Source organism: Plantibacter sp. VKM Ac-2885, assembly GCF_015351205.1.
Classification (GTDB): domain Bacteria; phylum Actinomycetota; class Actinomycetes; order Actinomycetales; family Microbacteriaceae; genus Plantibacter; species Plantibacter auratus.
In genome coordinates this window covers 416,886-428,005 of the sequence record NZ_JADKSK010000002.1, presented here as the reverse complement: position 1 = coordinate 428,005, position 11,120 = coordinate 416,886, and the positions used below count along the sequence as shown (strand labels likewise).

Below are 11,120 nucleotides of genomic sequence, written 5' to 3'. Positions count from 1 at the left end.
GGATGGGCGCTCAGGGACCGGGATGGGCGCTCAAGGACCGGGATGGGCGCTCAAGGACCGGGGTGGGACTCAGCGGGTTCGGAAGAGACCGGCGCGCTGGGCCGCGGCGATCGCCGCCGAGCGGTTCGACACGTCGAGCTTCGTGTAGATGTGCGCGAGGTGCGACTTCACCGTCGTCTCCCCTACATGGAGCCGTCCGGCGATCTCGAGGTTGGTGAGCCCCTCGGCCGCCCGCGCGAGCACCTCGATCTCCCGCGCGCTCAGCGCCTGTTGCGGTGCGCTCACCCGAGCGACCAGACGGGTCGCCACGGCCGGCCCGAGCACCGAGTTCCCGCCGGCCGCCGAGCGGATGCCGTCGATGAGGTCCTCCGGGGCGGCGTCCTTCAGCAGATACCCCGCGGCTCCGGCTTCGATCGCGCCGAGGATGTCGGCGTCGGAGTCGTAGTTCGTCAGCACGAGAACCGACGGACCGCCCGACAGCGACGCGATCTCCCTCGTCGCATCGATCCCCGTCGGACCGTCGCCGAAGCTCAGGTCCATGAGGACGAGGTCGGCGCCGGGTGCGGCGGCCACGGCCTCGGCTGCGGTCGACGCGGTCCCGACCACCTCGATGTCGGCGATCGGCGCGAGCACCGCGACGAGTCCGGCCCGGACGATCGGGTGGTCGTCCGCCACCACGACCCGGACGACCTGCGGCTCCCCGGCATCCGTCGCATCGTCACGCATGGACGTCCCCCTCCACTCCTGGTGCCGCGAACCGCACGGTGATGGTCGTGCCGGCGCCCGGTGCGCTGCGCACCTCGACCTCGCCACCCAGTTCGGTGATGCGACGGCGCATGGACATCATGCCGAACGAACCGCCCGCGGTGCGCTCGGCGACCCTCGCAGGATCGAACCCCACCCCGTCGTCGTCAATGTCGAGGATGACCTCCTCATCGAGGTAGGTGAGGGTGACGTCCGCCCGGCTCGCTCCGGCATGCCGGACGACGTTCGCGAGACTGCTCTGCGCAGCCCGGAGGAGCGCGGTGGTCACCGGCGTGCCGAGGACGAACGCATCGCCGGTGACCGTCGTGGAGACCGGCGTGCCGCTCTGGGCGGTCGTCGTCTCGGCGAGCCGTCCGAGCGCGTCCGCGATCGTCGCGCCAACCAACGCCGGCGGGCTCAGCTCGTCGATGAGGCTGCGCGTCTCGGCGAGGGCCGTCGCTGCGGCATCCCGCGCCAGACCGATGTGCGAGCGCAGCTGCTCCGTGCCCGGCTGCTCGACGGCGGAGCGTTCGGCCGCGTGCAGGAGCAGTTGGATGCTCGACAGGGCCTGGGCGACCGTGTCGTGGAGGTCCGCGGCGAGGCGCTCGCGCTCCGCCAGCTTGCCCGCCTGCCGACCCCGCTCGGCGAGCTCCTCGCGTGCCGCGACGAGCTCGGCGATGAGTCGCTCCCGCTCGGCCGCCTCCCGGGCCAGCGCCTCGTAGCCGAGTCCGATCGCGACGGCCACGGCCGCACCGACGAGCGGGCCGACGACTCCTCCGACGCTGAAGCCGGCGTGCAGACCGATCGCCACGACCGCGGCGACGGTGGCGATGACGACGGCGGGCACCGCGACGGCCCTGGGGAGGAGGTGCAGATAGAGGAAGAACAACGGGAAGACCAGGTAGGCGGCATCCGGGCTGAGCAGGACGAGGACCACCCACTCGACGCTGAGCAGCACCAGCCAGGCGAGGACGGACACCCGTCCTCGACGCACGCCGACAGGAGCAGCGTCGCGATCGATGGTGCCGCTGACGGCCACCGCACGGCGGACCCGACCGCCGAGGATCGCGCCAGCGGCGTAGGTGAGCAGCATGACGACGGCGAGGACGATCGCCGCGAGGGCCGCCTGGCCACCGACCGAGACGGATCGCGCGATCACGAGCACGATGAGTGCGGTGACGAGGCCGTGGAGGCCGAGCTGCAGGCCGGTGAACACGGGGCTGAGTGCCGAGTGCTTCATCCGCCCAGCGTACGGCGGGGATCGTCCTCGCGAATCATCAGAAAGGTGGAACGTCGCCTCCACCTGACCGCGCCAGAGGACCGTCCCGTCCGACGATGCCCGGAGTCGCCGACGCGGCGAGGCTGGAATCCTGCCGCACCACGGAGACGCCGTCGGGCGGCTGACAAGGAGTCCCCATGTTCGTCGCCTGGCGCGACATGCGCTTCGCCACCGGTCGCTTCGTGCTGATCGGGGCGGTCGTCGCCCTCATCACCCTGCTCGTCGGATTCCTCAGCGGCCTCACCGCGGGACTGGCGAACCAGAACATCTCGGCGATCACCGGGCTGGGTGCGTCGAGCGTCGTCCTCGCGGCCCCGGCCGACGGCGAGCAGGCGACGTTCGCGGACTCCGCGATCAACGCGGACGCGGCCACCACGTGGGCTGCGGTCCCCGGGGTGGACCGGGTCCAGGAGCTCGGCATCAGCCAGACGCGGATGACGACGGACGATGCGCGCACCTCCGTGGCGCTGTTCGGGATCAGTGGTGACACCGTCGCGGGTCGCGACGCCGAGGTGCCCGCCGACGGGACCGCCCGCCTGAGTCGGACCGCCGCGGAGGCCCTCCACGTCTCCCGAGGCGACACCGTCTCCATCGGTGGCAGCGAACTCCGGGTCGGTTCGGTCGTCGACGACCAGTGGTACAGCCACACGCCGGTCGTCTGGACGAGCCTGTCCGAGTGGCGGTCGCTGCAGGCTGCGCAAGGGTCGCCCGGCGACGGAGCGACCGCGCTCGCCATCACCGGGAACCCGAGCGCCGATGCGGTGACGGGAGCGGAGCAGGCCACCGGCACGGTGTCGAAGGACGTCCTGTCGTCACTGCTCGCGATCGGCTCGTTCCGCTCCGAGATCGGGTCGCTCCTCCTCATGGTCGCCATGCTGTTCGGGATCTCCGCGCTCGTCATCGGAGCCTTCTTCACGGTGTGGACCATGCAGCGCGCGGGCGACGTGGCGATCCTCAAAGCGCTGGGCGCGACGACCCGTCGGCTCTCGCTCGATGCGCTCGGACAGGCGCTCGTCCTCCTCGTCCTCGGCGTCGGACTCGGCATCGGCATCACCGCCGCACTCGGTTCCGCGGCGGGCACCGCGCTGCCCTTCGTGCTCAGCCCGCTGACGACGCTCGTGCCCGGGGTGATCATGATCGCCCTCGGCCTGATCGGCGCGGCGTTCGCCCTGCGGTCGATCCTCTCGGCCGACCCGTTGACCGCGCTCGGCGGCAACCGGTGAACGCGCACGCCCTCCACGCATCCTTCCTCGCACCCACCTTCGTCACCATCGGAGTCACCGCATGATCTCGCTCACCGACGTCACCCTCACCTTTCCCGACGGCGACCACCGCGTCACCGCCGTCGACCACGCGACCCTCACCGTCCCGGCCGGGACCGTCACCGCACTCACCGGGCCGTCGGGCTCCGGGAAGTCGAGTGTGCTCGCCGTCGCGGCCGGCCTGATCCGGCCCGACAGCGGCCTCGTGGAGGTGGCCGGGGTCGACGTCACCTCCCTCGACCGCCGTGCGGCCACCGACTTCCGCCGCACGAGGCTCGGCATCGTGTTCCAGCAGGCCAACCTGCTGCCGTCGCTCACGGCCCTCGAGCAGCTGTGCGTCCTCGGGACGCTCGGCGGCCGCACGTCGCGGGCCGACCGGACGCACACCCGCGAGCGGGCCGCGACGCTGCTCGCCGCCGTCGGGCTCGCCGACCAGGCCGGCAAGCGGCCGCATCAGCTCTCGGGTGGTCAGCGGCAGCGCGTCAACATCGCGCGCGCCCTCATGAACGAGCCCGACGCTCTCGTCGTGGATGAGCCGACCAGTGCACTCGACCACGAGCGTGGATCCGCGATCATCGAACTCATCCTCGAACTCACCGCGACCTCGGGCGCCGCGACGCTGCTGGTCACCCATGATCGGAGCCACCTCGACCGCATGGACCAGGTGCTCGTCATGGAGGACGGTCGGCTCAGCGCCGCCGCCGACGCGCTGGCCCTGCGGTCCTGAGGTCCACCGTCGCCCGGCGGTAGGGTGAGGTCACGTCGAGAGAGGACCGCCATGCGCCGTGCGACCCGTGGGCTGACCGTGATCGCGATCGTCGGCGCCGTGCTCGGCACGAGTGCCTGCACCGGTGGCGCGGACTCGCCCTCCGGTCAGAGCTCCGCGAGCGAGGCCGGCGTGATCGCACCCGTCATCGTGCAGCTCGTCGATCAGGACGGCCGGACCGTCACCGTCGGCCTCGACAACGTGGTGGACCTCGTCGCCGTCGATCCGACCGTGTGGTCCGCGGAGATCGAGGATCCGTCGATCGCGGAGTACGTGCCGGGCGGATCCCGAGGCGGCGCGTCCTTCAACCCCGGTCTGCAGCCGCTCGAGGTCGGGAGCACGACGGTGACGCTGACGAACAGCTCCGACGATTCGACCGTCGTCTTCACGCTCGAGGTCGTCGACCGGTCCTGAGCCGGTGACGCTCCGACGCCCGAACCGGTCCCTGAGCCTGTCGAAGGGCGCACTCACCCCGGTCCCTGAGCCTGTCGACATTTCGACAAGCTCAGTGACCAACGTTCAGATGTTGAGGTAGCGGCAGAGGTACGCGGTAGTGACCTCGACCTCGACCTGGAAGCTGCTGCTCCCCGGGACACTGAACTGCGCGTCGGGCCCGAAGTCCTGCCACGCACTCGTGTTCGGCAGCAGCACGCGGAGCTTGCCGGAGATCACGGACATCTCCTCGGCCTTGCCCGTGGTGAAGGTGTACTGCCCCGGCTCCATCACGCCGACGCTGGCCGACTCAGCACCGGGCTCATTCGTGGTGAACCCGATCGACTTCACCTTGCCGTCGAAGTACTCGTTGCTGGTCAGCATCAGGGGCCTCTCGTCGTGGTCCGGGATCGCGGCGGCGGATCCGGCCTTCATCGTATCGGCTCGGCGAAGAACGCCTCCTCGTGCGCGGCCGAGGCCAGGAACGCCCGTCGCATCGTCTCCCGGCCGGCCTCGTCCGCACGAGCTGCCGCCCCGGCGACGATCTCGATCGCCCGGGCGTTCGCCGTCGCGAACGAGGGGTCGGCGTACGTGTCGAGCCACGCCGCGAACGGGTGCTCCGCGTGTGATGCGCCGACCAGTCGCTCACCGAGATCCTGGTAGATCCAGTAGCAGGGCAACACGGCGGCGACCACCCGCCCGTAGTCGCCGTCGACCGTCGCCGCGTGCAGGTGGTCGAGGTACGCCGTGGTCGTCGCCGACGGTTCCGCATCCATACCGCCGACGGCATACGTGCTGAGCCAGGTGCGGTGCAGCTCCATCTCGGCCTCGATGGAGCCCGCCGCGCCGGTCGCCCAGAACACCTGCTCCTCGGCCGTCGGCGCCAAGGCACTCGCTCGTGCGAGGATCCGCGAGTAGGCCCGCAGGTAGATCGCGTCCTGCTGCAGGTACCAGGCGAACCGGGCCGGATCGAGGGTGCCGTCCGCGAGCGTCGTCACGAACGGCAGGTGGTCGACCCGGTCCCGCAGCTCGGCGATGTCCTCCCACCAGCCCGTGAGGATACCGGCGCCGTCCTGGCGACCCGATGTCATCCCGGCCGACGCCCACAGCTCGGCGAAGTGGCTGATCGGCCCGTTGCCCGAGCCGACCGCGAGCGCGTCCGCGTGCCGGAGGCTCGACGTGAGCCAGGCCTTCGCCTCGCCGAGCGCCTCGGTCCAGGACCCCGAACGGACGACGAGGGTGGCCATCGCGCTCGACAGGGAGCACCCGGTTCCGTGGGTGTTCCGTGTGTCGACTCGAAGACCGTCGAACTCGACGAGTGATCGGCCGCCACCCAGACCACCGGTGGCGTCGACGAGCGCATCCGGGCAATCGGTCGTCCCCGTCAGGTGCCCGCCCTTCACGAGCACGATCACGCCCGCCTGCGCCGAGACCCGTTCCGCCTGGGCGAGTGCGTCGGCCCAGCTCGTCGCCACCGGCTCGTCCGCGAGGACGGCGAGTTCGGGGAGGTTCGGGGTGACGAGGTCGACGTGCGGGAGGAGCGCGCGCATGGCCGCCTCAGCGTCGCGGTGGAGGAGGCGGTCGCCGCTCGTCGCGACCATCACCGGGTCGAGGACGACGGGTCCGGTCACGGTCTCCTGCAGCCAGGTCGACACGGTGTCGATGATCGCGACGTCGCCCAGCATCCCGATCTTGACCGCGTCGATCACCACGTCGTCCGCGACCGCGTCCAACTGCTCCCGGAGGAACCCGACGGGCGGGGTGTGCACGGATCGGACGCCCCGGGTGTTCTGCGCGACGAGCGCGGTGACGACCGCCATGCCGTACCCGCCGTTCGCGGCGATGCTCTTGAGGTCGGCCTGGATCCCGGCACCACCGGTCGGGTCGGTCCCGGCGATGCTCAGCACCCGGGGTGTCTCGCGGACCACGACCGGTCGTCGACCGTGCACCCGGTTCGAGGTCGACGAAACCGGCGTCATCGTCTGTTCCACGGCGCTCATGCCGAGACCTCGATCCAGGCGCTGCGGAACGCCCGGGCGGCGGCCGCCGGATCGTCGGCGGCGCAGATGGCCGAGACCACGGCGAGCCCGGCGGCACCGGCGGCATGCAGCTCGACCGTGTCCTCCAGCGAGACACCGCCGATCGCAACGCACGGGAGCGGGGTCGCGGCGGCGATCGCGGCGAACCCCTCCATGCCCAGCGGCTCCGGGTGGTCCGGCTTGGTCGTCGTCGGGCGGATGACGCCGACGCCGAGGTAGTCGACGGTCCCGGGAGGCAGCGCTGCGACCGCGTCGAGGTGCGCCGAGGTGTTCGCCGTCAGTCCCACGACGGCGGCCTGACCCACGATGCGACGCACGGCGTCGACCGGGAGATCGCTCTGACCCACGTGGACGCCGTGGACGACGGCACCGGCGGAACGGGCGGCGAGGAACACGTCCACCCGATCGTCGACGAGGAGCAGCGCCCGCCCGGCGACGACCTCCGCCGCACGCACGGTCAGGTCGAACAATTCTCGCGCCGACGCGGTCTTCTCCCGCAGCTGGACCGCGGTCACCCCGCCGTCGACGGCCCGGCGCACGACGTCGAGGACACCGCGATCGCCGCTGGCCGAGGCGTCCGTGACGAGGTAGGTGGCGATGCCACGGCGCACGAGCTCGGCGTGCGAGCGTGCCGCGAGGACCAGGTCCGCGGTGGTCGAGGCGCTCACGCGATCACCGCCAGGCTGCGGACGGTGTCCGCGTCGAGGAGTTGGAGGTGGTCGAGGAAGGCGGGAGCGAAGGAGCCGGGGCCACGGCTCTCCGCGGCCGCCAGCTGCGCGGCGACCGTGTACGCGGTGGTGGCCGCGACCGTCGTCAGCAGCCGGTCGTCGTCAAGTGACGCGAAGGCGGCGAGCACGGCACCGAGGGCACAGCCACCGCCCGTCACGAGGGTGAGCAAGGCGTGCCCGTTCGAGCAGCGGACGATGCGCTCACCGTCGGTGATGACGTCCGTCGGGCCGGAGATCGCGACGACGGCACCCGAGGCACGGGCGATCGCGGTGGCCGCCTTGATCGCGCTGTCCACCGAGTCGGTGCTGTCGACCCCGCGACCGCCGGCGCCCAGTCCAGCGAGGGCGATGATCTCGCTGGCGTTGCCGCGGACGACCGTCGGCCGCAGCGCGAGGAGTTCGGCGGCGAGCGCCGTCCGTACCGGCAGGAAGCCGACGGCGACGGGGTCGAGCACCCACGGGGTGCCGGCGTCGTTCGCGGCGGTGGCGGCCTCGACCATGGCCTCGCGCTGCTCCGTCTGCGGCGTCCCGAGATTGAGGAGGGCCCCGGAGGCGATGCGGGCGAACGGCCCGGCCTCGGTGGGGATGTCGGTCATCGCCGGAGCGGCGCCGATGGCGAGCAGGACGTTCGCGGTGAAGTTGGTCACCACGGCGTTCGTGATCGATTGGACGAGCGGCGTGCACTCGCGCAGGCGGTCGAGGAGGTCCCCGGACGCGCTCGCGAACTCGCCGACGGACGAGTCGTCGGTGGACGGGTGGGCAGACTGCTGCGGTGTGCGAATGCTCATTCGCGACATCCCTTCGCTCGGACTAACGAGATCAGGTTCGACGGGTGTGTTCTCAGCCGATCGTCGTGGGATCGGCACCCCGTGTCACTCGCGACCACCCTAGCGGGTCGGCCCGGCTTCCGGTCCAGCGGGCGGGCGAGGATGATGGAGGGATGGACTTCTTCGAGCTGGTCACCATCGTCTTCGAGGTCGCCGGTGTCGGGGCGATGGTCGTGGGCTTCGTGATCGCCGTCACCCTCTCGGCCCGCCTGTGGTGGAGCACGCGCGACGGCGCACGGGCCTTCCGGATGCTGCGGGAGACGATCGGCTCGGTCATCCTGCTCGGGCTGGAGATCCTCGTGGCCGCCGACCTCGTGAAGACGGTCACGTCGACGCCATCGCTGACCGACGCACTCGTCCTCGCGATCATCGTCGTCATCCGCACCCTGCTGAGCTTCTCCCTGCAGATCGAGATCGAGGGCACCCTCCCCTGGAAGCGCTTGGCGACAACCGGCCCGCAGCTGTTCGACCGTGCCGTCAAGCGCGGCGGCGAACGCACCCGACGTCGCGCCGAGGAGCAGGACGCGTCGACGTCGCCGGCGGCCGGGCCCGTCGGCACGCAAACGCAGACCGCACCGACCACGTCGACCGTCCGCGAGGACGAGTCCGAATTCCCAGAGCTCCGGAGTCGAGACTGATGGCGGCCAGCTCATCCTGAAATATCAGACCTGGACTTGCGCAATGGCTTGGCCTACAGTCGCCCTATGTGGCTCGCCTTCCTCGTCAAGATCCGATGGGTCGCGGTCACGCTGGCCGCAGTTCTGACTGTGGGCGGCGCCGTGTTGCTCATCCGAGGTGTTGAGCCGGTGAAGGCGTGGTCCATGATCGGCGCCGGGGTCATTTCACTCGTCCTGCAGCACCTCTATGCGCGGGCAGCTCGGGAGACGGACGCACGCGACACGATCGGTTAGCGGTGAGAGAGCGAGAGCGTCTGCCACTCCGCAGGGCGGGCTAGCGTGCCGCGGAGGTCGCCCAGGTGTCGCGGATGAGGTCGGGCAGCAGACGCATGTCGTCGAAGACGTGGGTGCCGTCGCCGACGAGCCGCTCGGCGGGCGTCATGCCACCGGCGTAGGCGTAGACCGTCATGCCGGCCGCGCGGGCAGCCAGCACGCCGACGACGCTGTCCTCGATGACCGCGCACCGCTCGGGGGCCGTGTCGAAGTCGGCGGCGGCGTGCAGGAAGAGGTCGGGTGCGGGCTTGCCGACGGCGACGTCGGTCGCGCTGAAGATGCGCCCGTCGAAGCGGTCGTGGATGCCCACCTGCCCGAGGTTGCGGACGACGTCGTGCAGCATCCCGTTCGAGGCGACGCACAGCGGCACCCCGGTCGCAGCGATACCGTCGAGGGCGTCGACGACCCCGTCGACCGCCTCGAGCTCGCGCTCGCAGATGCCGCGGAACATGTCGCTCCAGCGCTGGATCCAGTCGGCCTCGAGCGGCTTCCCGAGGCGCTGCTCGACGAGCGTCGCGTACGTCTCGAGCGAGGCGCCGACGAAGAGCTCCCGCACCTCGGCCTCGGTGTAGTCGCCGCCGACCTCGTTGAGTAGCTGCAGGTTCACCCGGACGGAGATGCGTTCCGTGTCGACGAGCGTGCCGTCGCAGTCGAAGATGACGAGGTCCGGATAGTCGACTGGCATGCTCCGAGCCTAAACGACACCGCCTGCGCTGTGGCCGTGTGCCCTCCGGCGGCGACCTCCGACGGCGGTCGGCGCGGCGGTCAGCGGGCCGCGCGGACGCCCTGTCGCTGCCAGGTGACGACCATGCGTCGCGCATACTGGGTCGCCGCGACGAAGTGGCCGAGGAGTCCGAGGAGGATCGCGACGAAGCCGACCCCGCCGAAGACCCGGTAGAGCGCCGACGCAGGATCCCCGCCGCCGAGCGCGAGGCCGATGAGCAGCGCGAAGAAGCCGACGAAGAGGAACACCGTCCGGATCTTGCCGGCGATGCTCACCGGCACCTCCGGCGTCCCGCGGAAGGCGACGACGGCGACGAACGCGAGCAGGAGGTCGGGGACGATCATGACCACGAACACCTGCCACGGGATGATCTGCGCGATGGCGAACGACGCGGCGACCACGACCACGGTCAGGCGATCGGCCACGCCGTCGAGCCAGGTGCCGAGCGCGGAGACCGTGCCCATGCGGCGCGCGATCTGCCCGTCGGCGACGTCGCTCAGGAACACCACCGCACCGACGACGAGCGCAGCCCAGTAGGAGCCGGTGATCACCAGGGCGGCGAACACCGGGAGCAGGACGATGCGTCCTGCCGTGATCGCGTTCGGCAGGTTCTTCCAGTCGTCGTCGGAGAACAGCTGCGTCCGGAGGCGTGCGAGCGGCGTCTTCTCGTGCAGGGTCACCGGGATCATCGCCTCGTCGCCGGGGATCGCGGCACCTCGGCGGAATCGGGCGATCGCGACCACCGTGACCAACACGACGAGCGCGAACAGCAGCACCCAGCCGGTGGCGCCGAGGTACTGGCGGACCGTGTCGAGCGTGGCGCGGACGAGGGAGCCGACCCCGACGTAGACGGCGGACCAGAGGAGGGAACCCAGCAGCGATGCCGCGAGGAACGACCGGTAGGGCACGCGGGCGACCCCGGCGGCGGTCGGTGTCAGGCACCGGAGCACGGGGACGAGCCTCGTGAGGAAGACGGCCTGGGCCCCGCGTCGCTCGAGCGCCTCGACCGCGCGGTCCCAGCCGTCGACGCCGAGACGCCGGACGATGGCCGAGTCACGGAGGCGACCACCGGAACGACGACCGACGAGGTAGCCGAGCTGGTCCCCGAGTGACCCGCCGAGGGCGACCGCGAGGAACAGCACGAGGGCACCGGGGGCGGAGTCGAGCATGGCCGCGAGGAGGAGCACCACCGGTTCACCGGGGACGACGAGGCCGAGCCAGAGGCCGGACTCGGCGGTCGTGAACAGGAGTCCGATGAGCCAGATCACCGGATCGGGCAGCGCCGTCGCGGCGTCGTTCACCCACCCGATGATGTCCACGGATCCCCGTTCAGCAGTGCGACCCGCACTCCAGGGCGGGGCGCGGCTCG

Annotated in this window: 13 protein-coding genes and 1 riboswitch; of the genes, 5 read left to right on the top strand and 8 right to left on the bottom strand. The window is 71.2% G+C overall.

Going from position 1 to position 11,120, the window contains the following annotated elements; all coding sequences use genetic code 11:
- Positions 1-69: 69 nt before the first annotated feature.
- Together ITJ66_RS14585 and ITJ66_RS14580 are read right to left on the bottom strand one after the other, a co-directional pair.
- Positions 70-726 carry a response regulator transcription factor gene (locus tag ITJ66_RS14585; protein ID WP_194645090.1) on the bottom strand — a complete coding sequence of 219 codons (657 nt, stop codon included), beginning with the start codon at positions 724-726 and terminating at the stop codon, positions 70-72.
- Positions 719-1,984 (bottom strand): sensor histidine kinase, encoded by a 1,266-nt coding sequence (locus ITJ66_RS14580; protein WP_194645089.1) that lies wholly within the window; start codon positions 1,982-1,984, stop codon positions 719-721. Before ITJ66_RS14580 ends, ITJ66_RS14585 begins: the two co-directional genes overlap by 8 nt.
- 176 nt (positions 1,985-2,160) lie before the next feature.
- On the opposite strand from ITJ66_RS14580, the gene ITJ66_RS14575 reads away from it, so the two are divergent.
- The 3 genes from ITJ66_RS14575 (at position 2,161) to ITJ66_RS14565 (ending at position 4,465) form a co-directional block, all read left to right on the top strand.
- Entirely contained in the window at positions 2,161-3,246 is a 1,086-nt protein-coding gene (locus tag ITJ66_RS14575) for an ABC transporter permease (protein ID WP_194645088.1), read from the top strand.
- Positions 3,247-3,307: 61 nt separating this feature from the next.
- The gene (locus ITJ66_RS14570) at positions 3,308-4,012 is read left to right on the top strand and encodes an ABC transporter ATP-binding protein (RefSeq protein ID WP_194645087.1); all 705 of its coding nucleotides are present in this window, start codon (positions 3,308-3,310) and stop codon (positions 4,010-4,012) included.
- A 51-nt stretch (positions 4,013-4,063) separates the two neighbouring features.
- Complete coding sequence (locus ITJ66_RS14565; RefSeq protein WP_194645086.1) at positions 4,064-4,465, top strand: hypothetical protein; 402 nt, start codon at positions 4,064-4,066, stop codon at positions 4,463-4,465.
- 105 nt (positions 4,466-4,570) lie between these two features.
- Here the strand turns inward: ITJ66_RS14565 and ITJ66_RS14560 are convergent, their stop codons facing one another.
- From ITJ66_RS14560 to thiM, 4 genes are all read right to left on the bottom strand, one after another.
- Positions 4,571-4,867 carry a pyrimidine/purine nucleoside phosphorylase gene (locus ITJ66_RS14560; RefSeq protein WP_194645085.1) on the bottom strand — a complete coding sequence of 99 codons (297 nt, stop codon included), beginning with the start codon at positions 4,865-4,867 and terminating at the stop codon, positions 4,571-4,573.
- A 47-nt stretch (positions 4,868-4,914) separates the two neighbouring features.
- Positions 4,915-6,483 (bottom strand): bifunctional hydroxymethylpyrimidine kinase/phosphomethylpyrimidine kinase, encoded by a 1,569-nt coding sequence (locus ITJ66_RS14555; RefSeq protein WP_228501935.1) that lies wholly within the window; start codon positions 6,481-6,483, stop codon positions 4,915-4,917.
- A complete protein-coding gene (thiE, locus tag ITJ66_RS14550; RefSeq protein WP_370582669.1) occupies positions 6,480-7,190 on the bottom strand; it encodes a thiamine phosphate synthase in 711 nt (236 codons plus the stop codon). The genes ITJ66_RS14555 and thiE overlap by 4 nt, the downstream gene beginning before the upstream one ends.
- Positions 7,187-8,038: a hydroxyethylthiazole kinase gene (thiM, locus tag ITJ66_RS14545; RefSeq protein ID WP_194645084.1), complete on the bottom strand. Its 852-nt coding sequence runs from the start codon at positions 8,036-8,038 to the stop codon at positions 7,187-7,189. The genes thiE and thiM overlap by 4 nt, the downstream gene beginning before the upstream one ends.
- A riboswitch (TPP riboswitch) is annotated at positions 8,030-8,130 on the bottom strand. (Overlaps the previous gene by 9 nt.)
- A 60-nt stretch (positions 8,131-8,190) precedes the next feature.
- Here thiM and ITJ66_RS14540 point away from each other — a divergent pair.
- Together ITJ66_RS14540 and ITJ66_RS14535 are read left to right on the top strand one after the other, a co-directional pair.
- The gene (locus ITJ66_RS14540; protein ID WP_194645083.1) at positions 8,191-8,715 is read left to right on the top strand and encodes a DUF1622 domain-containing protein; all 525 of its coding nucleotides are present in this window, start codon (positions 8,191-8,193) and stop codon (positions 8,713-8,715) included.
- Positions 8,716-8,781: 66 nt separating this feature from the next.
- Complete coding sequence (locus ITJ66_RS14535; protein ID WP_191941837.1) at positions 8,782-8,988, top strand: hypothetical protein; 207 nt, start codon at positions 8,782-8,784, stop codon at positions 8,986-8,988.
- Positions 8,989-9,028: 40 nt separating this feature from the next.
- Here ITJ66_RS14535 and ITJ66_RS14530 read toward each other — a convergent pair whose 3' ends face one another.
- Together ITJ66_RS14530 and ITJ66_RS14525 are read right to left on the bottom strand one after the other, a co-directional pair.
- A complete protein-coding gene (locus tag ITJ66_RS14530) occupies positions 9,029-9,712 on the bottom strand; it encodes an HAD family phosphatase (RefSeq protein WP_137243990.1) in 684 nt (227 codons plus the stop codon).
- A gap of 80 nt (positions 9,713-9,792) precedes the next feature.
- Positions 9,793-11,070 carry a CDP-alcohol phosphatidyltransferase family protein gene (locus tag ITJ66_RS14525; RefSeq protein ID WP_137243991.1) on the bottom strand — a complete coding sequence of 426 codons (1,278 nt, stop codon included), beginning with the start codon at positions 11,068-11,070 and terminating at the stop codon, positions 9,793-9,795.
- Positions 11,071-11,120: the final 50 nt, after the last annotated feature.